The sequence below is a fragment of the Sphingopyxis sp. genome, from assembly GCF_016463645.1.
Classification (GTDB): Bacteria; Pseudomonadota; Alphaproteobacteria; order Sphingomonadales; family Sphingomonadaceae; genus Sphingopyxis.
The window spans coordinates 21,857-45,430 of sequence record NZ_JAEMQX010000001.1; the positions used below are offsets into that span (position 1 = coordinate 21,857).

Consider the following 23,574-nt stretch of genomic DNA (forward strand, 5'->3'; position numbering starts at 1 on the left):
CGGTCAAGCTTGGCAGGGTGCCAAACGATAGCGCACAGACACAAACATAGATTGAAGACGCCGTTTTCGAACCGTGCCGGATTCGCTGACTGCTCAGATTGGACGGGCGGTGAATTGCTCGATGGTGGCCAGGAGACGAGATCGGCAAAAGATACAAGGGCGTTTCGATGCGCACGTTTGGGAGAATTTAAGGCAATGCCACTCGAAAGTTCAATAATATCTTCCCTGGGTGATGAACTCTACGGCGCACTGATCAAGGGCCGAACGGTTTCCAATCTGCGGGATCGCCATCCGGAGATAGATATTGTCGACGCCTATCGCGTCCAGGAACGAATGGTCGCGCGCCGTCTGGAAGCTGGCGAAAAGATCATCGGCAAAAAGATCGGCGTTACTTCCAAAGTGGTGCAGGAAATGATCGGGGTGTTCGAGCCTGATTTCGGACAATTGACCGATCGAATGCTGGTTCCCGATTGCGCTACGGTAGATCACAAATCACTCATCCAACCCAAGGCAGAAGGCGAAATTGCGTTCATCCTGCAACATGATCTCAACGGGCCTGGCGTGACCGCCGCCGATGTACTGGAGGCGACCGAATATGTCACTGCCTGTTTCGAGATCGTCGATAGCCGCATTCAAGACTGGGATATCAGAATTCAGGATACAGTCGCGGATAACGCCTCGTGCGGAATATTCGCGATAGGGACCGAGCGGGTCGATCCCCGTGAGATCGATCTGGCAAAAGTGGCCATGACAATCGAGTGTAATGGAGTCGAGGTTGCGAGCGGGATCGGCGCCGCTGTTCAGGGTTCCCCTCTTAACTCTGTCGCCTGGCTGGCCAATACGCTTGGCGAGCTTGGAATGCCGTTCAGGGCGGGCGAAATAATCCTTTCCGGAGCACTTGGTCCGATGATCGACATATCCAGCGGTGACACGCTGCAACTTAACCTCAGCGACGGGCTTGGGTCCTGTCGCATGATTTTTTCTTAGCCAATCGCGTGCTTCGGCAAGGATAGCAGCGAGGTGACAGACCTCGGCGCACTCTAGTGACAAAGTAAGGATGCTCGGATGGACAAAATTAAATGCGCAATAATCGGGCCGGGGAATATCGGCACCGATCTGCTTTACAAACTGCTTCGTTCCGAAGTTCTCGAACCCGTTTGGATGGTGGGTATTGAGGCCGGATCCGAAGGTCTGGCCCGCGCGAAGGAACTGGGCCTCAAGACCACTGCTGAAGGGGTTGACGGGCTGGTGCCTCACGCGATCGAGGATGGAGTGAGCATCGCGTTTGATGCGACTTCGGCCTATGTCCACGCCGAAAACAGCCGCAAGCTGAACGAGCTGGGCATTCTTATGATCGACCTGACGCCCGCCGCCCTTGGCCCGCTTTGCGTTCCCCCGGTGAATCTCAAGGATCTGGCAGGCCGTAAGGCAATGAACGTCAACATGGTCACATGCGCGGGTCAGGCCACGATTCCGATGGTCGCCGCCATCAGCAATGTTCAAAGCGTGGATTACGCCGAGATAATCGCAACGGTCGCGTCGAAGTCGATCGGAGTGGGTACTCGGAAGAATATCGACGAGTTCACGCGCACCACTTCTGCGGCAGTCGCGAAAGTGGGAGGTGCAGCGCAAGGCAAGGCTATCGTGGTCGTCAATCCGGCCGAGCCTCCGCTGATGATGCGTGACACCGTCTATTGCGAAACAGTCGACGAGCCGGATCAGGAAGCGATCACCGCATCCGTGCACGAGATGATTTCTGCTGTGCAACAATATGTCCCCGGCTACCAATTGAAGAACGGGCCAATTTTCGAGGGGCGCAAAGTCTCGATCTTTCTGGAAGTGCAGGGACTTGGCGATTTTCTCCCCAAATATGCAGGAAATCTGGACATCATGACTGCCGCTGCAGCGCGCACGGCCGAAATGTTTGCACAAGACATCCTTGATGGCCGACTTGAACTCTCACCATTGAAGGAGAACGCATGATGACACTCGAAGAACAGGTTAGGGGTAAAAAGCTCAAGCTGCATGATATGTGTCTGCGCGACGGCATGCATTCCATGCGGCATCAGATCACGCTGGATCAGATGGTCGATATCGCTTCCGGGCTTGATGACGCAGGGGTGCCGTTGATCCAGGTCACTCACGGTGACGGGTTGGGAGGATCATCCCTGAATTACGGTCGCGGACTCCATTCGGATAGCGAATATATCTCGGCAGTGGCCAAGGTAGTGAAAAAGGCGACTATCTCGGTACTCCATGTTCCGGGCATTGGCACTCTGGATGAGTTGCGGATGGCCGCCGATTGCGGGGCAGGATGTGTTCATGTCGCCTCGCATTGCACCGAAGCCGACGTTACCGAACAGCACATTGGCCTGGGACGGGAACTTGGGCTTGATACAGTCGGCTTTCTCATGATGGCGCATATGACGCCGCCCGAGCACCTGGTTGAGCAGGCGCTGTTGATGGAAGGGTATGGAGCAACAACAATCTACTGTGTTGATTCGGCAGGTTACATGCTGCCTGATGAAGTTACCGATCGCATCACCATCCTTCGCACAGCTTTGCAGGACGAAACCGAGATCGGATTTCACGCTCATCACAATCTCGGGATGGGAGTCGCCAATTCGCTGGCTGCTGTAGCCGCGGGCGCGGACCGCATCGACGGTTCGGCTGCCGGATTGGGTGCTGGCGCTGGCAATACACCCCTCGAACTGATGGCTGCCGTCGGAGAGCGATTGGGCATCGAAACCGGGGTGGATCTGTTTAAGCTGATGGACGTAGCAGAGGATCGGGTTTTGCCGATCATGCCTCAGCCGCCCCGTGCGGACAGGGATTCCATAACGCTCGGTTTTGCAGGGGTCTACTCAACCTTCCTGTATCAGGCCAAAGAAGCCGAACGTAAGTACGGCTTGTCTGCACGTGATATCTTGATGGAATTGGCTCGCAAGAAAATGATCGGGGGTCAGGAGGACATGATCGAAGACACCGCGCTCTCGATGGCCAAGGAACGCGATCTGGTTTGACGGCGATTCAAGCACTTCAAAACAGAACGAAGTTACGAAAGGCGTTGCTGTCGCTCCTTGTCGGGAGGCCAAATTGGACGAGAAGTCCTCGGACCCACGCGACAGGGAGCGGACAACCTCATCACCGCAGGCTTTGCTAAGAACTCTGCCTGGGGTCGTATCCTGCCGACCATTTGGCAAAGGCTCCGACCCGCCAAAATCGCGAACTCCCTGATTATCGGCGCTATATCGACTGTCACCTCATTGAAACCAAGTCTCGTTTTCTCTCCCGAAAGGGCAGACCGGCCATAGCGAAGCAATCCACACTATCTTGCGCTGCCGATCCTGACATTGCGGAATTGTCAAGGCCGTGGGGTGTTCCGATCAGCTGCGGTGCCAGAAACGACACCTGCTTCTCTACATCGTTCCGAGCCACTTTTCCCGCACGGTGGCAGCCGCCAAGAGGCCGTCAGCAACAGCGGCAAGAGTACTTTCGGGCAACCTACGCCGCCAGGCCTATGCAACAGATTCGGCCCAGTTGCGGGCAAGCAGAAGGGCCTTCACACAATCAAAGGAACGTATTGATGTTCTTTGCTTGCAAGACAGTTTCCTGCAAGATGACCTTCCTGCGCGCCAGTTGGAGCAGACCTTCTGAGTTCCGCCTGATTGTATCGACGCGTCTGGCTTTTAGTTCCATTTCATCGTCTTCAGTCCGATGACGATGGTTGAGGATCACAGAATGGACCGTCCACTCGTTAGAATCTTCAGTAGGTAAGACCTCGATATTGCCGATCAGGTGAAAATGCCTGGTGGGTGGATCTTCGGCCCATGCCGACGGCTGCTTGGCGCGTGCCACGCGGATCTTGAGATATTCGAGGCCGTCGTCGAAATAGGCCATTCGTTCGGAACTGAACTTCGCCTCATCCTTTCGATAGCGGGCCTGCACTCCTGGTACCCAATAATGGATATCGTCCGTCAGCAATTCTAGCCATTCATCATATTGCTCGTTATCGAGCAAACGGGCTTCTCGATACAGAAACTGCTGTATCTCCAAAAGTAACTCGGCTGACACAGAGCAGTGATCGCGCCGGGTGGTTTGTTCGAGAGTCTTCACATTTACCTCTGAATATTTCTAACGGACAGGAACGTCGGCCCAGGTTTCTGCACCCATCAGATCTGCCCAGCGCTGGTAGAAGGCCCGTTGGTTCGCTTCATTGATCTGGCTTTGATAAACATTGCCGCGCAGTTCCTCGTGTTCGATTTTCGAATCGAGGCCCATCCCGAAGTGAAGCTGTTGCTGCCGGGTCACCACGCCTACATTGACCGCCGTGCAATTCTCGAAGTTCTCGCCGTCATCCATTTCGAACACACCCGCCGGAGAAAAGGTTAACATTACCCCGCGGCGATATTCTTCCTTGAGTTCTTCCGGGGCATTTGCGTTCAGGAACACCCAGGTGTGAAGTTCCGTGCTCCTTGGACCCTTGGGGTTCCATGTCCGAAAAGTGTTGTGACCTGCCAGGAAGGAAAGATTGGGAAAGACGTTAGCGGAGCTTAGAGCGCCTACCATCCTGCTGCGAACCTTCCCCAGACGTTCGGCAAATTTCGCCTCCTGCTCACGCAGATAGTCGATAATCGGCGGTGAATTGAGCGTTGCCGCGTTCCCAATGAAATCCAGTCCAAACTCCCAGCCGTGGCCGTTCGCATTGGCATGATAAGAACGGTCAGGTCGCATGGTCGGCTGTTTTCCGAACATTGCGATCAAGGCTGAGCTATGCGTCCAGGGAGCGTGATACGAGTCGCCCACGAAGTTCTCTGCCGGGAATTTCCAATTGCATTTGAGCCGAGATTTGATGTTGCCATCGATAAACTCGATACCACCTTCGTCATTGTCGAGGATCACATCTAGATACCAGCGAAATTCGCCTAGATATTCCTCAAGCGACGGGGCCTCCGGGTCGAAGCAGGCGAAATGCATCCCCTTATAGCTTTCGACACGCGCCTTGTGCAGGCCAAGCTTGGACTTATCGAGGTTCGATTTTCCACTATAGGACTGCGGGCGACTGACATTCTTCAAGCTACCGTCGAGACCGTAGGACCAGCCATGAAAATTGCATGTGAACCGCCGGGAGTTGCCCGCCTCTGCAAAGCACACGCGATTACCTCGATGCGTACAGGAGTTGAGAAAGGTGTGGATCTTGCCGTCTTCGCCACGCGACACGATGACCGCATCTTCACCGATTGTCGTCGTTAGAAAATCGCCAACATTGGGCAATTGCGTGTCATGCGCGACAAAAATCCAGCATCGCGCAAAAATCCGTTCAAGCTCCAGGTTGTAGATAGATTCGTCCCAGAAGATCCGGCGGTCAATATTTCCCGCTTCGGCGTCGACGAGTTCCTCGATGCCCGCAGCCAATTTTGCATTACTATCCGGCTTCAAGAGCGATTCAGTCATGTCATTCTCCAGCTATTCGAACCCGACCCGTTCAGGCGGGCAGTATCTCCGCAAAGCCGAGGCCGGTAACGCCGCCATCCCAGGCTTCGTAAGCGAGCACTTCGCCTCGGCCCGCCGGCAGAGCACCCATCACTGCAAGAAAATGACGAATCTCCATTCCACCGTTGCCGCCTTCGCGCATTATTTCCTCGTCTGTCATTGAAAGGAGAGGGGTCGCATCGCCGGAAACGATGCAGTCGAGGACCTTCCGATCAAACTCGGAATTGATGCGCCCCATTTCTCCGGTGCCCACCCAGTGGCTGATCCCTCCGCTGCCGATCAACACTACGGATTCGTCTACGGGCATTTTCGCAATGGCATCGCCAATCATTCGTCCGAAATCATATGCCCTTTGGAGACGAACATACGGCGCTACGCCACTCGCCATATAAACGGGAACCGTCTTGACCGACCCGTCGGCCGGAAGGGCAAGCTGGGCGGGCACCCCGATTGCATGATCCACCCCCAAGTCGCGCGCCACAGACACGTCGAAGCCGCTTTGATGGGCATGGCCGACCAAATACTCTGCGAAACCCGGATCGCTGGCGATCGGTGAATCTCCAACACCGGGCAACCGGTCAATGGGACCATGAAGCTCGCCTGTCGGGATAAGAAACTGTGGCAGACAGCGAGGGCCGAAGAGAATATAATGGTCCGCGCCGAAGATGATCGCCTTCGTCGCGCCGGACTTGCTTACTTTGTCGCGAATTTCCGAATAAGCGCCAATCAGGTGGTCGCGCTCTTTCTTCTTTGGGTTCACAAACAACAATGGATCATGCGGCATGATGAAGCCGCCGACTATTTCGGCCATCTTGAAACTCTCCTAAAGATAGACGGGTAAGCGCTTCGCTGCCGCCGGCCTCTCACTTCATTCGCTTACCGTCTCGAGCTGTGACGTCAGCGTCGGAACGCGGGACAGATAATCCGGCATCGATTGCGGTCCGTTTACGCTTGTCCAGAAGCCCATCAGAAGCATCGGGTTAATGCCGTACTCGAAGAGTCCCTCGGCATTCATGGACAAGACCATGTCGCGTTCTAGCTCGCTGAGGGCGTACTTCTCTGCGAAAGCTGTGGCATCCTCGCGAAACGCTGCGCGGGAATTCCGTTTGGTACTCACGTCGTAAAACAGTTGCTCGACGGCTCCAAAACTCATCTGTCACGTCCCTTCCGGCACCTCAGATATCGTTCAATCGGATCTTCGGGTCGAAAAGTCAATACGCAAGAGTATGGTTTTGCCTTCGAGGTCGCTGAGCCGGCCCAATCAGACCGTTTGCTGCTACATGGCAATCACGACTTTACCTACCGTTCCGCGAGAGCGCAGCGACTCCATTGCTGAAACGAGTTCATCCATTTGATACACATCCCGAATTAGGGGGCGAATTTCGCCTCTGGCACATTGATTAACCAGCTTCTGCTGTATGGTGCGAATCGCTTCCGGCGAGCGGTCGAAGCTCCAGTATACACCGTGCACACTGGCGGACTTAACCAGCATGTAGTTCGCCTTGAGCGCCTGAACCGTCCCACCGGCAAAGCCGCATACTAACAGCCTGCCCTCCCATGCCAGAAGACGCAGACTCTGTTCCGAAGTTTCGCCGCCGACCGGATCCATGACGATATCGACCCCATCTGGTGCCAGAGCTCTTACTCGCTCGGACCAGTCAGATTGACGATAATCGATCACATGATCAGCCCCATTCTCTTTAGCGATTCGCCGCTTGTCTTCGTCGCCTGCCGTGGCAACGATGCGAGCTCCCGCTGCTTTTGCAAGCTGAGTGGCAGCGATGCCCAATCCGCCTGCCGCCGCATGGATTAGGACCGTATCTCCCTTCTTGAGATTACCCTTTTCGAAAAGGGCGACATGGGCAGTGGTGTAGGAAACCGGAAGCGCGGCGGCCACCGAGGCTGGTAAGTCTCCTATCGCCATCAGACGGTCAGAAGCGACGCCACAATATTGTGCAAAGGCACCACTGCGGACCTGACATGCGACCTTGTCACCGGGAGAGAATCGAGAACCCGGGATTGCCTCGACGACCGTTCCCGCCAACTCGTTGCCTGGCACAAACGGCGGTTTTATCCGATCCTGATATTTTCCTGCAATCGCGATTTCGTCCGCAAAATTCAGACCTGCAGCGTCAATCTTGACCAGAGTGTCCGCCCGATTCTCTTGCCCTTCCCCCAGCTTCGGCATGGCAGTTTGTCCTAAGACCATCTCCTCCGGATTGCCATATTTCCTGACGATCCAAGCCTTCATGGTTTCCAACTCAAACTCCCGTGTCCGCAAATTACCATTCGCATAGGTATGGAGATTGCGGCAAGACTGCAATTGGGGCATAAAAGCAATGGCTCGCATGAATTTCCGAGCCTTTTCCCCTCTGGCCTAAAAACCGGCCGCACTGAGTGGTCCGCACCGATTGTTTCTACAAGTCTGCTTCTGGCACCAATACGGTCCGCTGGTGGAACGTGGCGGAACGGGATGGCAGCCGTGGCGGTGTCACGCCTTCCCTGGAACAAGGCCGATAGTGAAACGAGCTGTGAGACCCGGCGGTGCTGTATCAAGGTCAAGCAGTAGTCATTCGCTTATACAGGTATCATTCGCCGGATCTGTCCGATGCGCCATCGTCGAAGCGAGAGACTGAGATGATTACCTTGCACCTCCCAGAAGGAGCAGATTGTATAGCGTGAGTTCTGACGCCGCGCGCTGCAACCGGGGGATTCCTTTGCATGCTCTTTCGGAAGCTGCGCCTGATCCATTTTGAGGCTGGCATTCCCCTTGCGCTAGCGATATTGGCTCGGCTCGCCGACACCGATCCCGCGGCACAGATCCGCGATCGTTCCGCCCTGCACCCGAACAATCTCCACTACTCGCAGCTTAGCGATGTTTTCTTTCAGATGGTGCTTCCTCACCATTCCGTCACTCTCTTAACCAATTCAAAAATAGAAATCGGGCCAATTAGAAGAGTGCAGATCAGCTAACATGCCGGTAGTCGCAGTAGATCAGCGTCACTTTAATTTCGTGGATGTTCTGGTTCATCTCGGTCCTTGGAGCTTGTTTGCTCGGCTTCTCTTAGGTCTAATGATGCTGCTGCTAGACCTATCTGGCCCAACGCTCGCTGTTTCATTGCGATAACAGGACAGAGACTGAAAGGCGATTCCTGAGTTCCGACCGGAATATTTTCGAACGAACATCCTGCAAGACAGCAATAAACCCTAATAAGCCAGGCGCATAGCTAGGTGACACGGTTTGCGACGGGGCTACAAAACGATGGTAGCCGGTCCCCTCTTGCCGAGACGATCGATCGTCTCGGCGTTATTCATCCTATAACCTCGCTTGCCGGGCCGTAGCCTGCATCCTCCGGGATGGTCAGGATATTCTTGCCATCTCGCTGCAAGACCCACGGCAGGACAGGCACGATCGTGCGCGCCTGCGCGCGATCTACGCAGTCCGTAGCACTGTTCGCCTTGGACAACAGTTCCAGGTTCAGTCGGGTCGGGAAAATGACCGTGCGCTCGCCCGATTGCCCCATCTCCAGAGCACGATTTGGTGACAGCCATTCGGCATCTACCGTCTCATAGCCATCGCACGCGGCAATTTGGCGTTCCGGGGCTCGAGCGACGTAGAACCAGGTGTCGAACCGCTTCTTCATGAAGACCGGGGTAATCCACCGGGCAAAATCGGTGAGGCTATCGAGCCGCAAGATCACATCGGACTCCCGGACGACATCGAGGAACGATCTTTCCCCCTGTTCGACTGCCCGGCGGCTGTCCGGGTCACAGGCCCCTTCGAAAGGGCTGCCATCGCGGTTGACCGCCAGCAAAATGCCAGCCTCCTCGTAAGCTTCGCGGATCGCAGCGATCTTTAAAATTCTCTGGGTCGTATCGACCTGATCCCGCCCGTCGCAGTAAGCGGCCCATTCCTCCAGAGAATCATCGGAGTGGGGTTTCCCGCCGGGGAAGACCAGTGCGCCAGATGCGAAGTCTATCTGATGATGTCGCTTCACCATGAGAACCTGAAACTCCGGTTCATCCCGCACCAGCAGCATGGTGGCGGCAGGCACCGCCTCGGCTGGTTTCTGTTCGGTCATTTCCACTCTTCTCCCTTGATGTAGCCAATATCGGTGCCGGGCGGCCGTGATCTAAGCGTTCAACGCGTATGGTCTTATCAGTTCCATCTAGGAATGAGTGCTATTCCCGCGAAAGCCAGAACAATGCCTGCCAGTAACAACGATTGGTCGGCCAGCAATGCGGCAGAGACGATCAATGCGGCGACCACCGGACCCTTGACGGGGGTGCTGCGGTCCTCTTCCCGCGTCAGATGGTTCAGGCTGGCTGGGTCGATGGACACCTGAATCGTACCTGATCGAGCGACCGAGGCAACGTTCTCGATTAGCTCGGGCAGCGATGCCGAGAAATCAAGCAGCCCACTGCGGACCTTGGCCAAATGATCCCGCGCGGCTCCGATCGAAAATCGCTCGGCAAACAATTGCATCACGATCGGCTTCGTTTCTTCGGCGATATTGTAGTCCGGCGCCAAAGAGCGAACGAAGCCTTCTGCGGTCAGCAGGGTGCGCAGCAAAATAGCGAGGTCGGGCGGCAATACGAGGCGATACTCGCGCAACAATCCGAAAACCCGATCGAAGATTGCCGAGAATTCAATCCCCGCAAGAGCTGTGCCGCGAAATTCCTCGATCAGCTCATCCAGATCCATCGCCAATTGCGCGCGGTCCACGAGTGGATTGCCTGCCCAGTCAAGCAGCAGATCGGCCACCTTGTCTATCTGATCGTTCGCGATAGCAAAAATCAGGCGGACGATTTCCTGACGCCGCGCGCCGCTGAGAAAGCCGACCGAGCCGAAATCGATGAAGCCTACCTGGTTCCCTTCCATCCAGAAGACGTTGCCGGGATGCGGGTCGCCATGAAACTCTCCGTTGAGAAGGATCATCCGTAGCACCGCATCGGCATAGCGCTTCGCGAACCGGGCATTATCTCCCTGACCAGTTGCCGGGGGCCGCGACGCAGGCTTTCCGACCAGGGCTTCCTGCACATTGATCGTCATGCCTGTAAGTTGCCAGTGGATCGCGGGGGTCTTCACCCCAAGCATCTCCAGATAACCGCCAATCCGTTCACAAGCGCGTGCTTCTGCCGCCAGGTCCATCTCCCGCGCTAAATTCTTGGCGAATGTCTGGAGGAACTGCACGGGTCGATAGCGGGCAATGTCGCTTGACCGACGCTCGGCGAGGCCCGCGAGCCGTGTCAACAGCCTCATGTCCGCCTCGATCCTGGGCGCCATGCCGGGTCGGCGGACTTTCACGATAGTCTCGCTTCCGTCCAGCAGGGTTGCGACATAAGTCTGCGCGATAGAGGCTGAGGCGATCGGGTTTCTCTCGAAAGCGGCGAATTCACATTCCCAGTCGCTGCCCCAAGCCGATACAATCACCGGTTCGATCTTATCGAACGGCAGCGGTTCCACCTGGTCGTGGAGAGTGCCGAACGCGGAAATCCAGGGTTGTGTAAACAGATCGCTTCTGGTCGCCAGGAGCTGGCCAAGCTTTATTCCGACAGGGCCGACATCGCGCAACAGCGCCACCACCGATGCAGGACGCAAGTCCTCGGTATCTGGCTCCTTCTCCGAAACCGGCATAACGCCAAATAAGCTTCCGAGATTTTTCAGACCGTGCCGGGCGAAAATCTGACCGAGTTCTGCTAGCCGCGTCAGTTCACCGACACTGTTTTCCAGATCATGCTTCATCGGCTTTCTTCGCAAGTGTCAGCCTGCTTCTGATTCTCCGCAACTTTTCGAAGCATCGTACGCAGGAGGTCGATTTCAGGCGCAGACATTTCCTTCCAGAGAATTTCGTGGAGTCGATCAGCCGCTTCGCGCAGTTCTGGCCAGATGGTTCTTACTTGCTCGGTGAGGTGGAGGTTCCAAACTCTTCGATCGTGCGCCGCCCGCTCTCGCTCGATCAAACCTTTTTCAACCAAAACTGCGACAGCCTGTCCTATCGTCGCCGATTCAAGCTCGAGCAGGCGAGAAATCTCGGTCTGTGTTAGCGTAGGTTCCCTCAACAAGGACGCGATGATCCGCCATTGTGTTTGATTGAGGTCGAGCCCCACGATCAGAGTAAGCGTCCGGACCATCATGAGTGGCGCGAGTTGTTGTGGGGAGTTATTGCTGTTCCATGGGACAAGACGCGATTGACGGTGGTTGCCTGTGCGGAGCCATTCAGTTCAGAATAACGGGCACGCTGGGTGACGTGCGGCTTTGCCATTGTGACCTTTGCCGTCGCGCGAATGGCAGCGCCTTTTCAGCAAATTGCCGTGTTCTGGTATCTGATTTCAGGGTGATCCGGCAAGCCGCGCTCATTTCGGAATATCAGTCGTCGCCCGGCGCCTGGAAGTGTTTTTGCTCGATCTGCGGGTCGCCGGTTTACTCGAGGGTGGAGTGGGACGCGGAGTTCATCCGTGTGCGTTTGGGAACGCTTCCGCGGGACACGCAGGTTCGGGTTGTCGCGCACGTCTGGACCGGATCGAAGGCAGCATGGGACCATATCGTGGATGATCTTCCGCAATTTGAGCAAGGCGCAGAATAGCAACTATCTTGGCTGCCATGCCCACGGCAGGAGTTGATCGATCTGGTTGATGGGGTGACCATTGCCGATGCGGTCGAGTGTATCGGTGAGCCAGACTTGTGGGTTGACGCCATTGAGCTTGGCGGTCTCGAGGAGCGAATAGAAGGCGGCGGCACGCTCGCCGCCGCAGTCGGCGCCTGCGAACAACCAGTTTTTGCGGCCGATGGCGATAGCGCGGAGCGCGTTCTCGGCGAGGTTGTTGTCGATCTCGAGGCGGCCGTCCTCGGTGTAGGCGAGCAACTGGGTTTTGAGCTTGACGGCATAGCGAAGGGCTTCCGCCAGCGGAGATCGCGCCGAGGCGCGTGCGAGGACGCCGTCGGCCCAAGCGAAAAACTCCAATGCTTTGAGCCGGGATCGCTTGCGCGCTCGGCGCCTGACGTCGGGCGGGTCGGCGGTGATGGTGCGTTCGATATCGTAGAGTGCGCCGATCATGCGCAGCCCTTCGGCGGCGACCGAGCCCTGATCGGCTTTGAAGACATCGTGGAGCTTGCGGCGCGCATGCGCCCAGCAAGCGACGGGTGTGATGACCCCGGCTGCGCGGTTCGGAGCGTAAAGCCGGTCGAACCCGGCATAGGCGTCGGCCTGCAGGAATCCCGCGAATGTCTTCAGATGCTCGCGAGGCCGCTCGCCCTTGCGATCGGGGCTGTAGCGAAAGAGCGCGGCGGGCTTGTCGCTTGGGCTCCATCGCCGGTTGTCGCGTAGGTAAACCCATAAACGACCCGTCGCCGTCTTTCCGGTCCGCGGCGCGAGCACCGGGACGGGAGTATCGTCGGCGTGGAGCTTGGGGCTTGCCATGACGTGATCGGCGATCCGTTCGATCAGGGGCTGCAGGAGCCAGCTCGTCTGCCCGACCCAATCGGCGAGGGTTGAGCGGCTGAGGTCTACGCCCTCGCGGGCATATATCTGCGACTGGCGGTAGAGCGGCAGATGATCGGCGAACTTGGCGATGGCAACATGGGCAAGCAGGCCGGGGCCGGCACGCCCACGCGGGACCGGCAGCGCGGGAGGCTGTGCCTGGCTGATCGCATCGCAGCAGGAGCAGGCAAGCTTGGGCCGAACGTGCCGCACGACACGGAAGCTGCCGGGCACATACTCGAGCACCTCGGTGACATCTTCGCCGAGCGGGGCCATGGCGCTACCGCAGGCTTCACATCCATCCGAAGCAGGAGCGGCGTGGATCACCTCGTCGCGCGGCAGATGATCGGGCAGCGGCTTGCGACGTGGGCGTGTCGACGAGGGTAGCGGGGCTTCGTCTGGAACATTGTCGGCGATGACGCACTCGGCCTGCGCCTGCTCGGCCTCGAGGTCTTCGAGCGTCAGCTCGAGCTGATCGATCTGGCGGTCGAGGCGCTCCGACGACTGTCCGAACTTCAGGCGCCGCAGCCGCGCAAGCTCGACCTTGATCTTCTCGATCCGGAGGGTGGTCAGTTGAACCGCGTTCTTCGCGGCGGCGAGCTCGTCCCGGGTGATGGAATGGGCCTTGCGCTCGCTCTCCAGCGCCTGCTGCATCGCGACGACAAGGGCGCGCAAATCCTCGGGAGCTGAGGGAAGGTCAAGCTGCTCGGCGGGCACGATCCTGACTAACAGAATCGGGTATAATATCCAACAGAAAAGCCCGGAAATCGGGAGAAATCCTCCCCTCAAACATGTTCAGGCACGCGCGGCGGATCGGGGCTTACGGTCCGCCGCCAATCCATCGCCTCGATGAGCAGCGCGAACTGCGCCGGGGTCAGGACGACGCCGCCATCGATGAGCGGCGGCCAGACGAACCGGTGCCGTTCGAGCCGCTTGGCGAACAGGCAAAGGCCCGTTCCGTCCCAGTGGAGCGCCTTCAGATAACCGCCGCTTCGGCTGCGAAACAGGAAGACATGCCCGCAATAGGGCTCGATCGAAAACAGGGGACGCACCAGTGCGGCGAGGCCATCGAACCCCAGGCGCATGCTGACCGGCTTGCTCGCGAGATAAATCTTCGTTCCCGGCGCCAGCGAAATCATCGCACGTCCCGCAGCGCACGCAACACCCGTGAAAGCGCCTTCTCGTTGACATAGCTGTCGACCGACAGCCGCACACCGCTCTTGAGATCGATATCGATCGCGCCGGGGCGGGCACCGGGATGCGGGCGAACCAACTCCTCCGCCGCAGTCGGCAACAACGGCCGCTCGATCGGTGCCGCGGAAATCGGGACTGACGTCACAACGCCACCCGCTTGTTCGGACACCGCACCATAGGCGATCAGCTGCATCGGCTCGCTGGCGATCCGCTCCGCCTCGCGGCGCGCCGAGCGCCAGTTGTAGATCAGGCTCTCCGATATCCCGTGCCGCTGCGACACGTCGCGAACGGAAACCCCGTCCCGATCGGCCTCGGCCAATATCGATGCCTTCTCCGCGTCGTTATACTTACGCCGACGCTCCGTCCGTGTGATAATCTCCATCCGGCTCGCCACTTCGCCTCCTTCTGGACTCCAGAAGGAGGTCCTGTAACGAAACCTCCATCGCCGCCATGTCGGAACCGCGCAACACGCCCGAGACCGGACGCTTACCGATCAGAGCGTCGAACGTCCGCCGAGCGGTCCTGTTCACCTCTTCTAGCAAATATAGAATGTCATCCTTTTCGTTGGGGGCGTAATCACGTATCTCATCTTTCGACATATGCTTATCCATCGCGCTATCTTGGAAGGCTCGCGCAAGCCTGGCGTGTTCATGATCTGCCCCCTTCTGAGTGGTCCAAAATTGATGATATTTTGGACGACGAAGGAGATATAGAATGCCGAGCAAGAAGCATCGCCCGGAAGAGATTATCGGCAAGCTACGTGAGGCGGAGGTTGTGCTTGCGCAGGGCGCTACGACCGCCGAGGCGTGTCGTCGGATCGCGATCAGCGAGCAGACCTATTATCGGTGGCGCAAGGAATATGGCGGCCTGAAGACCGATCAGGCGCGTCGGATGAAGGATCTGGAGAAGGAGAATGCGCGGCTTCGTCGTGCGATCTCGGACCTGACGCTGGACAAGCTGATCCTGCAGGAGGCTGCCCGGGGAAACTTCTGAGCCCCGCACGCCGCAGGCGCTGTATCGACCACATCAGAATGATGATGCCGGTGTCCGAGCGGCGGCTGTGCCGCGTGCTCGGGCAGCACCGATCGACGCAGCGCAAGGCGCCACGCGGGGCGGATGACGAAGCGGCCCTCACTGAGGATATCATCGCACTGGCCCGGCAATATGGTCGTTATGGCTATCGCCGGGTGACGGCGTTGCTACGCGATGCGGGGTGGCATGTGAACCGCAAGCGGGTTGAGCGTATCTGGCGCCGCGAAGGGCTGAAGGTGCCACAAAGGCAGCCGAAGCGCGGGCGTCTGTGGCTGAACGACGGATCGTGCATCCGGCTGCGGCCAGAATATCCCGGCCATGTCTGGTCCTACGACTTCGTCGAGGGCCGGACGCACGATGGTCGCAAATACCGGATCCTGTCGATCATCGACGAGGCGAGCCGGGAGTGCCTGGCGTTGCCGGTGGCGCGTAAGCTCAAGAGCGACGACGTGCTCGCGGCACTGGCCGAGCTGTTCGTCACGCGTGGGCCGCCGGCGCATATCCGGTCGGACAACGGCCCGGAGTTTATCGCGACGGCGGTGCAGCAATGGCTCGCCCAGATCGGCGTGAAGACGCTGTATATCACGCCCGGATCGCCATGGGAGAATGGCTATTGTGAAAGCTTCAACGGATCCCTGCGCGATGAGCTGCTCAACGGCGAGATCTTCTACTCGCTCGCGGAGGCCCGGATCCTGATCGAGGCTTGGCGGCGGCATTACAACACCGTCCGGCCGCACAGCTCGCTGGGATATCGACCACCGGCGCCGGAGGCCGTTCCATCGCCAGTGTCGCCCGCCGGTTCCGCTTCGCTCCACCTGCGGCCAACACTGGCGATGGACGCGTCAATGCACTAACAATCCCAGCGGACCACTCGGTGGGGGCCGGTCAGTTCTCGACACCTTGTTGGCCGGCCTCACGGATGGCGTGCTTGTCGAAGCAGACGGCGAGAAGGTGATGCAGTCCGTCGCCGATCTGACCTCGGCGATGCGATCTGATGTCCTTCACAACGTGCCTCCAACGTCAATGGATATAGCGAGCGCCATTCGCCGAAATTCGAGCCGAATGGAACAACTTGACGATCTCAGTTTCGAGGCGGAGGTTGCGACGAATAAGGAGAACAGCAATGCGCGCTCATAACTGAAGCGTCCCGGGTTTTCCGGAGGCGGTTTCATTTGAGTCATGCGACCATATCGAGGTTCTCTCTGGCTGCATAGTAATTGGCTTCGGCCTCGGCGGGCGGGATATGCCCGATAGGGCCGAACAGCCGGTGATTGTTGAACCAGTCGACCCAGCGCAGGGTTGCCATTTCCACAGCCGATACGCTCGGCCATGATCGCTGTCGCCAGATGACCTCGGCCTTGTAGAGCCCGTTGATCGTCTCGGCCAAGGCGTTGTCGTAGCTGTCGCCAACACTGCCCACCGACGGAACGAGGTTGGCCTCAGCCAGGCGCTGGGTGTAGTTCATGGCCAGATATTGCACGCCCCTGTCACTGTGATGGATCAGGCCGTCATCGGGCCCGGGCCTGCGCGCATGGATCGCCTGCTCGAGGGCATCCAGCACGAAGTTCGCTGTGGCGCTGGTGCTAACCTTCCAGCCCACGATCCTGCGGGCGTAGGCATCGATCACGAAGGCGACGTAGACGAACCCCGCCCAGGTATGCACGTAGGTAAAGTCGACCACCCACAGAGCATTGGGCCGACTGACGCGGAACTCGCGATTGACCTTGTCGAGCGGGCATGGCGTCTTCGGATTGCTGACGGTGGTGACCGTTGTCTTGCCGCGCCGCACGCCTGCCAGCCCCATGGTCCGCATCAGCCGTTCCACGGTACACTTGGCTACCGCGATGCCCTCGCGGCGCAGCTGGTGCCAGACCTTGCGTGAGCCGTAGAGGCCAAAGCTGTTCTCGTGGACACGCTTGATGTCTTCCTTGAGTTCGTCATCGCGTCGCACACGGGCCGGACGCCTGCCGGGATCGGCAAGACGGACGGCATGCTCGTGGTAGGAGGATGGGGCGACCGCCAGTTCGCGGCAGATCGGCTCGATACCCAGTTCCTCGCGGTGAGCGTCGATAAACGACATCACCATTTGCCGTGGCGGTCGAGCTCCGCCTGAGCAAAATATGCGGACGCCTTGCGCAGGATCTCGTTGGCCCGGCGCAACTCCTTCACTTCGCGTTCCAGCGCCTTGACCCGGTCCCGGTCGCTGGCGGCCTGCGCCGCTGGTCCCGCTCGTCGGCCAGCCTCCTCACGGCACCAGCGGCGCAAGGTCTCGGTCGTGCAGCCGACCTTCCCGGCAATCGAGGACATCGCCGCCCACTCCGACGGGTAATCCCCCGGTGCTCCTCCACCATCCGCACCGCGCGATCGCGAAACTCAGGCGAAAACTTGTTCCTTATAGCGCTCATCGTAGCTCCTTCTCACAAATAGGAGCCTCCGGAAAACCCGGGACGCTTCAAACCGTTGGGGGCGTACCTTCAAATGAAAGCAACCCGTGGGTAATTAGTCCTGTCAAGGTGTTGTTCGCCTTCCCTGTGTGTGCCGCGCGATCAGACGGATACAGCGATACTCGAGATCAGCCTGATTGTGATGTGGCGGATCAGCCGACAAAGGCTTGCCGTGCGCGTGAAAAAGCAGTGGGAAAAAAATGTGGCTTGGCGCGAGACCCAGCGCCGCCCCGCAGCGTAAGTGATCCTCCAACTTCACGGCCGGATTGCCACTCTCAATTTCGCGCAGCCACCGAATGCTAATACCGACCCGCGCTGCGAACTGTCGTTGCGAGAGGAATTGACGTCGTCGTTCTCCCTCAATCCGTCGACCTGAAGATTCCTTCAGTTGCGCCAGCAATGCATCGTGACTGGTGGTTACGATTGTCATTTTAATTCCTGCCCGAAATGGCCAAGCATTGACTGCGTTCGGCAGGTGCAATGCTGATCGGCCATCGTGAGCCGGGCAACGGGAACTGCTTGCAAACCGAAAGTTTCGTTCAGCTTGTCGCCAGATTGGGATCACCCGGATCCCGCTCCGTTTAGAAATGGCGCGCTCATCGGCGGACCCGCTTTGCACTCTCCTGCCTGCTATGGGCAGCACGGTGCCCCCTGCCTTGTCCCGCCGCGCCGTAACCGCGATCCACCCTCCACATGAACAGCGGTCAGGGCGCAATGATGTCTTCATGCCCAGTCTCCGCCCCGGTCAATGTCGAATGGCGCACTCCGCGCTGAGGAGGACACATGCTACGCAATTTTGCCGATGATTGCTCTTCGCGCCTTTTGTCCGTCGCAAGCCTTCCGCTGATTGCGGCGTTGTTCAGCATCAGCCCCGCCGCCAATTCCCAGGAAATCGGCGAGAGGATGGCACTGGCAAAAGCTGCTGCCGACGCGGAGCAACAGCTCCACCAGACCTTCACCAATCTCCAGTTCGAGGACTTCGGGCCGGCACCGGTGAAAGGACCGCTCTACCAGGCAAGTGCCGGTGGCCGCATCGTGTACTATGCCCCCGAGAGCGAGCATCTGCTGTTCGCGTCGATCTTCGACAAGAACGGCGTCAACCTGACGGCGCTTGCGCAGGAGGCCGGGGCGGCGAAGCGACTGAAGGCGATCGACACTGCGGTCGCATTCGCTGTCGGCCCCGAGAACGCGCCGACCATCATCGAGTTCACCGATCCCGATTGCCCCTATTGCCGCGCGCTCGACCGCTATTGGGCGGCGAAAGCAGCGGAAGGCAAGCCGGTCCGACGCCTGGTCTTCTTCGTCAGCGGCATCCATCCCGAGGCGGCCGCGAAGGCCGAGCATATTCTCTGCTCATCGGACAAGGAGGCTGCATTCAAGTCTATCTACGCCGGCGCCGCGCCCGCGGTGCTCCGAACTTGCGCCGAGGGCCGCACCAAGGTCGAGGCCCACGCGCGGATTGTCGGCTCGGCCGGTATCACCGGCACGCCGACACTGATCGCCGGCGGCAAGCTGATCTCCGGCTTCCAGCAAGCCGAGATCGAGGCGTTCCTCTCTTCAGCGAAGACCGCCCATGCGCCTCGCTGACGCCTTCCCCTTTTTGGCGGACGCCCGAGCACCGGGAGCATCATCGCTCCCTGCCCGGGCGCACCGGAATGCCGGCGGCGGCGCCCCCATCGGGCCGTCCAGCGCAGTCGTCGGCCGACAGCGATACTCGTCGATGCCGGCAGGCAGGTCAGCGGACAGCCCGACTTTTGAGAAAGTGAGTAATGTGATCAAAAATCTCCGAAACAATGCGCTCTCGGTCGCCAACATCGGCATCCCGGTGCTGCTGCTGTCGATCATCGCCGCGAGCGCGCATGCGTTCACCGCGCCGGTCGCCGGCGACCTCGGTTACGACATCTACGACATCGTCGTGAACCAGGGGGTCAAGGGCCCGCTCGGCTTCGTCGGCGGCGTCGCCGCCTTCCTGTTCGGCGTGTCGCGGCTATTTTCCAACATCATGATCGGCATCCCGACGATCGTGGCGGCGGTCTGCCTGATCAAGGCGGACTCGATCCTCCAGACCTTTGGCATGGTGATCTGACGGCATCGGATTGCAGGCGATCGTTCCGGTTCCACCGTTCGCTTGCAATCCGGTCACCGGGAGGATGGCTCCCGGAAAAAGCCCCGTGGCCAGCGCCTGCGGACGCGGGGTTGTGAAGCAGGAGGAGAAGGGTCGATGGACGAACGCCTGCCCCAGTATCTGCACAAGCCGGTCCAGATCCTCTGGTTCGGATCGGACGAGTTCGTGCTGGTGGTCACGACCATCTTCGTCGCCGTCATCGTCGGCGGTCTGGTCGGCTGGGCGTTCATCGCGGCCCTTCTCCTTTTCCTGCCGTGGAAGCGCGCGCAGCCGCGCGGCTTCCTCGCGCATCTCGCGTGGCGATGGGGAATGCTGCGCTTCCGTCATTATCCGGGTCCGACTCAGACCCGCTTCTACGAATGAGGGCGCCCATGTTTTCGCGTTCCCGCAAAACCGCTCCCGTCGACCCGCTGGTTGGCAAGCCGGCGAGCTTCGGCATCCACCGTTATGTCCAAGGCTCGTCGAACCTGTTCGAGGAGAACCGGCTGCTCAAGTTCGCGATCGTCGGGCTGTTCGGCATCACCGCGGTGCTCGGCGCTGTCATCTACAGCTCCGACCAGAAGCAGCGCACCGTGGTCGTGCCGTTCGGCGCCGGTGGCGATCTCTATGTGACGGGCTCGAAACCGTCAGCCGCCTATATCCGCACGATCACGCGCAACATCGTCGCGCTTGCCGGAACCTATTCGGCCTATTCGGCCGATCGGCAGTTCCAGGAACTGCTCTCGATCGTCCATCCGTCGGCCTACAACAGCATGCGCGACAGCCTGAACAGCATCCTCGACGAGCTTGCCGGCAACCCGACGCTGTCGATCGCAACCTATATCCGCCCCGACCAGCCAGTCCAGTGGACCGACCGCGACATCCTCGTCCCCATCGAGAAGGTGCGGGTCATCGGCGGCGTCATCCGCAAATTCCGCGGCAACCTTCGCATTCGCTACGCCATCGAGAACGGCCGCTTCTGGCTGGTCTCGCTCACCGAGGAGAGTTTTGATGTCCAGGCTCGCTAGGACGGGCGTGGCGCTCATTTGCGCCGCGTCGCTGCTGCCGACTTCCGCATTCGCGCAGGCGATTACCGCGTTACCCGATCAGGTCAGCACGATCCGGCTCTCGAACCGCGACGTCAATCATATCGTCTGCGTCGGCGGCGAGATCGAGGATGTGAAGTTCTCGGCCGAGAAGGCTATCGCCGTCGAGCGCGCTGGCTCGGACGCCTGGATCAAGTTCCTCGTCAAAGAGATCGACGACATGGGGGCGGTCACCCGCACCTATGTGACGACACCGAGCGAGTTCTTCATCTCCTGCAATGGCGCCATCTATCCGCTTCACGCCGAGCCGTCGGATATCCCGGCCCAGACCGTGACTCTCGTACCCGGTCGTCCGCAACGCGCGCGGGCCAACGAGGATTTGCTCGGCCCACTGGTCGAGGAAGAGCGGGCCATCTCGATCAGCCTCGCCATGCTGCAGGACCGCGTGCCGGCGAGCTTCACCGAAGTCGCACCGCGATCAGGCCTTATCACGATCCAGGCTATGCCGTCGGCGACACTCACCGAACGCCGCCAGCTAGAGATCGAAGGATCTGGCCTCTCGGCTTCCGAATATCGCATCACCAGCGACAGCGATGCGGCTCTGGAGGAACGGCAGTTCCTCGACCGTGCGCTCGGCTCCGACATCTTTGCGGTGACGCTCGACCGGCTTTCCCTCAAAGCTGGCGAGAGCGCCCGGCTGGTCGTCATCCGGCGCGGAGATGGACAATGACCGCCGCCCCCGAACAGGAGGCGCTCGACCTCGGCGAGATTGGCCAGCCGCTACCACCTGAATCCGCGCGGCCCGAGCGTGGCCCAGCCCTGCTCGCGCTCAAGGAGCGCTGGGCGAGGATGAACTCGAAGCAGAAGCTACGCGCCAAGCAGCTCGGCGTCGCCGGCGTCGTCGCGCTGCTCGGCACCGGCCTCTACACCGCCAGCACGGGCGGTGATGACAGCAAGCCCGAAGCCCCCGCGGCGACCAAGCTCGACATGGGTGCGGGGCTCCGCGGCGACAGCCTCGAGGTGAAGCTGCGCGGCGACCTCCAGAAGATCCTCGAAGGCCAGTCGCTGCTCGGCGAGCGCGTCGCGGCGATTGAGGAAGGCAAGGTCATCCCCGGCAGCAAACCCGCCTCGTCTCCCGATGGCGATCCGGGGCTGCCGCCCGCGCTGCCCGGCGCCATTCCCGATTACCCGCCGGCGCCCGGCGAAGCCGAAGGCATGGCGGGCGAAATCCCGGCGCCGCCCATGCCGCCTGCCGCTCCCCCTGCCCCGCCCGCACCACCCGTCGAAAAGACGATCGGCGCGATCGGTGCCGCCGTGTCGGCGCCAGGAGCGGTCGCTGCGGCCGACGGGAAGGCCGCGCCAGGTAGCGCTAAAAAAAAGACGCGGACGATCTATTTGCCGCCTGGTTTCATGAAGGCGAGGCTGCTGACCGGGATCGACGCGCTCGCGAGCCGCGATGCGACTTCGAACCCCGAGCCGCTGATTGCCCGCGTCCAGGCGCCCGCGGTCTTGCCCAATGATGTGAAGGCAAACCTCTCGGGATGCTTCGTCATCGGCAACGCGACGGGCAGCCTCGCGAAAGAGCGGGTCGAGGTCCAGCTCGTCTCGCTGTCCTGCGTCGATTTCGACGAACGCTCGGTGGTCGACCAACCGATCAAGGGATTCTTCGTGGACACGGACGGAAAGAAGGGGCTGTCGGGCAAGGTTGTCACGCGCGCCGGGGCGAGCCTTGCCCGCGCGTTCCTGGCCGGCACGATCAGCGGCATCAGCCAGACGGTCGAGAACACCATCGGCGACGTCTCGACGTCAGCGCTTGGGTCGGTGCGGACGCTCGATGCGGGCGACGCCGCCAAGGCTGGGATCGCCGGAGGTCTTTCGAAGTCGTCGGACAAGCTGACGGATTTCTATCTCGATCTCGCGCGCCAGGCCGGTCCGATCGTCGAAGTCGGCGCCGCGAAAGATGTTGTCGTGGTTATCCAGGAGGGCGTTACCCTCGAGATCAAGCCGACGGCCGGAAGCAAATTCTGATTTGGCGGGTTGCCCTGCCGTCCTTTGCGGCGACTGCCGCGAGATCGCGGCCGCCCATGGTCCCTATGACCTGATCATTGCCGGTCCTCCTTATTGCATCACTACCCTCTGCTGGGACAGGCGTGTCGAAGGCCGGCATGCGCTCGCCGCGGCATTGCTCAAGCCCGTAGGCTCGCTTTGGGTCTTCGGTTCGTTACGCTATCTGCTCGCCGACGCTGGCCGTTTCGAAGCAGTGGGGTTGCGTTACGCCCAGGACATCGTCTGGCGCAAAGCCAACGGAACCGGATTTGCAGCCGACCGCTTCAAACGAGTCCACGAGATCATCGTGCAATATTATCGTCACGACGCGCTTTGGAGAGACGTCTACAACGACGTTCAGCGCGTACCAGCGACAACGCGAAACAAATCGGTTCAACTGAGGCGAGCGCGGACGAAACACACCGGGTCAATCGGCGCCGGCGCCTATCATGACGACGGCACGCGGATCATGAAATCGGTGATCGAGATAAACAGCGTGCGCAGCGGCCTCCATCGCACCGAAAAGCCCGTGGCGTTGCTCGCGATCCTTATGCGCACCTCCTGTCCGACTGGCGGTCTCGTCGGCGATTTCTTCGCCGGCTCCGGCGCCGCCGGCGAGGCGGCTGCGTTGACCGGGCGCCGCTATGTCGGCTGCGAGGTCGATCCGCTCATGGCTGCAAAGGCGCGGGCGCGATTGAACGCACTGCATAACCGTCCCTCCTAAGCCGGCAGCA

The 23,574-nt window shown here is 59.6% G+C and carries 25 protein-coding genes, 1 pseudogene and 1 other annotated feature; of the genes and pseudogenes, 13 read left to right on the forward strand and 13 right to left on the reverse strand.

Features of this window, described 5'->3' with window-relative positions; all coding sequences use genetic code 11:
* Positions 1 to 195 precede the first annotated feature (195 nt).
* The 3 genes from JHC57_RS00095 (at position 196) to dmpG (ending at position 3,023) form a co-directional block, all read left to right on the forward strand.
* The gene (locus JHC57_RS00095) at positions 196 to 987 is read left to right on the forward strand and encodes a fumarylacetoacetate hydrolase family protein (protein ID WP_067186977.1); all 792 of its coding nucleotides are present in this window, start codon (positions 196 to 198) and stop codon (positions 985 to 987) included.
* Between the two features lie 78 nt (positions 988 to 1,065).
* Entirely contained in the window at positions 1,066 to 1,983 is a 918-nt protein-coding gene (locus JHC57_RS00100) for an acetaldehyde dehydrogenase (acetylating) (protein ID WP_067182363.1), read from the forward strand.
* A complete protein-coding gene (gene dmpG, locus JHC57_RS00105; RefSeq protein WP_067186976.1) occupies positions 1,983 to 3,023 on the forward strand; it encodes a 4-hydroxy-2-oxovalerate aldolase in 1,041 nt (346 codons plus the stop codon). Before JHC57_RS00100 ends, dmpG begins: the two co-directional genes overlap by 1 nt.
* Before the next feature lie 547 nt (positions 3,024 to 3,570).
* Here the strand turns inward: dmpG and JHC57_RS00110 are convergent.
* The 5 genes from JHC57_RS00110 to JHC57_RS00130 all read right to left on the reverse strand — a co-directional run bounded on the left by JHC57_RS00110 (position 3,571) and on the right by JHC57_RS00130 (position 7,843).
* Complete coding sequence (locus tag JHC57_RS00110) at positions 3,571 to 4,116, reverse strand: 3-phenylpropionate/cinnamic acid dioxygenase subunit beta (protein ID WP_082737145.1); 546 nt, start codon at positions 4,114 to 4,116, stop codon at positions 3,571 to 3,573.
* 18 nt (positions 4,117 to 4,134) lie between these two features.
* Positions 4,135 to 5,454 (reverse strand): SRPBCC family protein, encoded by a 1,320-nt coding sequence (locus tag JHC57_RS00115; protein WP_067182357.1) that lies wholly within the window; start codon positions 5,452 to 5,454, stop codon positions 4,135 to 4,137.
* A gap of 31 nt (positions 5,455 to 5,485) precedes the next feature.
* On the reverse strand, positions 5,486 to 6,304 hold the full coding sequence (locus JHC57_RS00120) for a protocatechuate 3,4-dioxygenase (RefSeq protein ID WP_067182354.1): 819 nt from the start codon (positions 6,302 to 6,304) through the stop codon (positions 5,486 to 5,488).
* A gap of 57 nt (positions 6,305 to 6,361) precedes the next feature.
* The gene (locus tag JHC57_RS00125) at positions 6,362 to 6,646 is read right to left on the reverse strand and encodes a hypothetical protein (RefSeq protein ID WP_067182352.1); all 285 of its coding nucleotides are present in this window, start codon (positions 6,644 to 6,646) and stop codon (positions 6,362 to 6,364) included.
* A gap of 123 nt (positions 6,647 to 6,769) precedes the next feature.
* Positions 6,770 to 7,843, reverse strand: a complete 1,074-nt coding sequence (locus JHC57_RS00130; protein ID WP_067182350.1) for an NADPH:quinone oxidoreductase family protein — start codon at positions 7,841 to 7,843, stop codon at positions 6,770 to 6,772.
* 371 nt (positions 7,844 to 8,214) lie between these two features.
* Here JHC57_RS00130 and JHC57_RS00135 point away from each other — a divergent pair, with 371 nt between their 5' ends.
* Positions 8,215 to 8,466, forward strand: a complete 252-nt coding sequence (locus JHC57_RS00135; RefSeq protein WP_067182347.1) for a hypothetical protein — start codon at positions 8,215 to 8,217, stop codon at positions 8,464 to 8,466.
* A 338-nt stretch (positions 8,467 to 8,804) separates the two neighbouring features.
* On the opposite strand, the gene JHC57_RS00140 is transcribed toward JHC57_RS00135, so the two are convergent.
* From JHC57_RS00140 to JHC57_RS00150, 3 genes are all read right to left on the reverse strand, one after another.
* A complete protein-coding gene (locus JHC57_RS00140) occupies positions 8,805 to 9,575 on the reverse strand; it encodes an NUDIX hydrolase (protein ID WP_067182344.1) in 771 nt (256 codons plus the stop codon).
* 77 nt (positions 9,576 to 9,652) lie between these two features.
* Positions 9,653 to 11,239, reverse strand: coding sequence for an AarF/UbiB family protein (locus tag JHC57_RS00145; RefSeq protein ID WP_067182342.1), 1,587 nt, complete (start codon positions 11,237 to 11,239; stop codon positions 9,653 to 9,655).
* A complete protein-coding gene (locus JHC57_RS00150) occupies positions 11,236 to 11,631 on the reverse strand; it encodes a MarR family transcriptional regulator (RefSeq protein ID WP_294027705.1) in 396 nt (131 codons plus the stop codon). The genes JHC57_RS00145 and JHC57_RS00150 overlap by 4 nt, the downstream gene beginning before the upstream one ends.
* 38 nt (positions 11,632 to 11,669) lie before the next feature.
* Here JHC57_RS00150 and JHC57_RS22480 point away from each other — a divergent pair, with 38 nt between their 5' ends.
* The gene (locus tag JHC57_RS22480) at positions 11,670 to 12,080 is read left to right on the forward strand and encodes a GFA family protein (RefSeq protein WP_366928518.1); all 411 of its coding nucleotides are present in this window, start codon (positions 11,670 to 11,672) and stop codon (positions 12,078 to 12,080) included.
* Between the two features lie 3 nt (positions 12,081 to 12,083).
* Here JHC57_RS22480 and JHC57_RS00155 read toward each other — a convergent pair whose 3' ends face one another.
* The 3 genes from JHC57_RS00155 to JHC57_RS00165 form a co-directional block, all read right to left on the reverse strand.
* Positions 12,084 to 13,628: an IS66 family transposase gene (locus JHC57_RS00155; RefSeq protein WP_294027842.1), complete on the reverse strand. Its 1,545-nt coding sequence runs from the start codon at positions 13,626 to 13,628 to the stop codon at positions 12,084 to 12,086.
* A gap of 131 nt (positions 13,629 to 13,759) precedes the next feature.
* Entirely contained in the window at positions 13,760 to 14,113 is a 354-nt protein-coding gene (tnpB, locus tag JHC57_RS00160; protein ID WP_294027707.1) for an IS66 family insertion sequence element accessory protein TnpB, read from the reverse strand.
* Positions 14,110 to 14,550: a transposase gene (locus JHC57_RS00165; RefSeq protein WP_294027844.1), complete on the reverse strand. Its 441-nt coding sequence runs from the start codon at positions 14,548 to 14,550 to the stop codon at positions 14,110 to 14,112. The genes tnpB and JHC57_RS00165 overlap by 4 nt, the downstream gene beginning before the upstream one ends.
* A 332-nt stretch (positions 14,551 to 14,882) precedes the next feature.
* Between JHC57_RS00165 and JHC57_RS00170 the strand changes: the two genes are divergently transcribed.
* A protein-coding gene (locus JHC57_RS00170) for an IS3 family transposase (RefSeq protein ID WP_095387322.1) occupies positions 14,883 to 16,054 on the forward strand; the annotation gives its coding sequence in 2 pieces (ribosomal slippage) (positions 14,883 to 15,147 and positions 15,147 to 16,054; 1,173 coding nt in all).
* 323 nt (positions 16,055 to 16,377) lie between these two features.
* On the opposite strand, the pseudogene JHC57_RS00175 reads toward JHC57_RS00170, so the two are convergent.
* Together JHC57_RS00175 and JHC57_RS00180 are read right to left on the reverse strand one after the other, a co-directional pair.
* Positions 16,378 to 17,605, reverse strand: a pseudogene (locus tag JHC57_RS00175) (IS3 family transposase).
* Positions 17,211 to 17,325 (reverse strand) — a sequence feature (AL1L pseudoknot). It overlaps the preceding pseudogene by 115 nt.
* A gap of 103 nt (positions 17,606 to 17,708) precedes the next feature.
* A complete protein-coding gene (locus JHC57_RS00180) occupies positions 17,709 to 18,074 on the reverse strand; it encodes a helix-turn-helix domain-containing protein (protein WP_120694225.1) in 366 nt (121 codons plus the stop codon).
* A 473-nt stretch (positions 18,075 to 18,547) separates the two neighbouring features.
* Here JHC57_RS00180 and JHC57_RS00185 point away from each other — a divergent pair, with 473 nt between their 5' ends.
* From JHC57_RS00185 to JHC57_RS00215, 7 genes are all read left to right on the forward strand, one after another.
* A complete protein-coding gene (locus JHC57_RS00185; RefSeq protein ID WP_246553357.1) occupies positions 18,548 to 19,231 on the forward strand; it encodes a DsbC family protein in 684 nt (227 codons plus the stop codon).
* A gap of 184 nt (positions 19,232 to 19,415) precedes the next feature.
* Positions 19,416 to 19,730 carry a hypothetical protein gene (locus JHC57_RS00190; RefSeq protein WP_062770222.1) on the forward strand — a complete coding sequence of 105 codons (315 nt, stop codon included), beginning with the start codon at positions 19,416 to 19,418 and terminating at the stop codon, positions 19,728 to 19,730.
* A gap of 135 nt (positions 19,731 to 19,865) precedes the next feature.
* Complete coding sequence (locus tag JHC57_RS00195) at positions 19,866 to 20,132, forward strand: type IV conjugative transfer system protein TraL (protein WP_054588706.1); 267 nt, start codon at positions 19,866 to 19,868, stop codon at positions 20,130 to 20,132.
* Positions 20,133 to 20,140: 8 nt separating this feature from the next.
* A complete protein-coding gene (locus JHC57_RS00200; protein ID WP_062770225.1) occupies positions 20,141 to 20,776 on the forward strand; it encodes a TraE/TraK family type IV conjugative transfer system protein in 636 nt (211 codons plus the stop codon).
* A complete protein-coding gene (locus JHC57_RS00205; RefSeq protein ID WP_062770228.1) occupies positions 20,760 to 21,524 on the forward strand; it encodes a type-F conjugative transfer system secretin TraK in 765 nt (254 codons plus the stop codon). Before JHC57_RS00200 ends, JHC57_RS00205 begins: the two co-directional genes overlap by 17 nt.
* Positions 21,521 to 22,822, forward strand: a complete 1,302-nt coding sequence (locus JHC57_RS00210; protein WP_082813416.1) for a TraB/VirB10 family protein — start codon at positions 21,521 to 21,523, stop codon at positions 22,820 to 22,822. The genes JHC57_RS00205 and JHC57_RS00210 overlap by 4 nt, the downstream gene beginning before the upstream one ends.
* A gap of 1 nt (position 22,823) precedes the next feature.
* Positions 22,824 to 23,564 (forward strand): site-specific DNA-methyltransferase, encoded by a 741-nt coding sequence (locus JHC57_RS00215; RefSeq protein ID WP_294027722.1) that lies wholly within the window; start codon positions 22,824 to 22,826, stop codon positions 23,562 to 23,564.
* Positions 23,565 to 23,574: the final 10 nt, after the last annotated feature.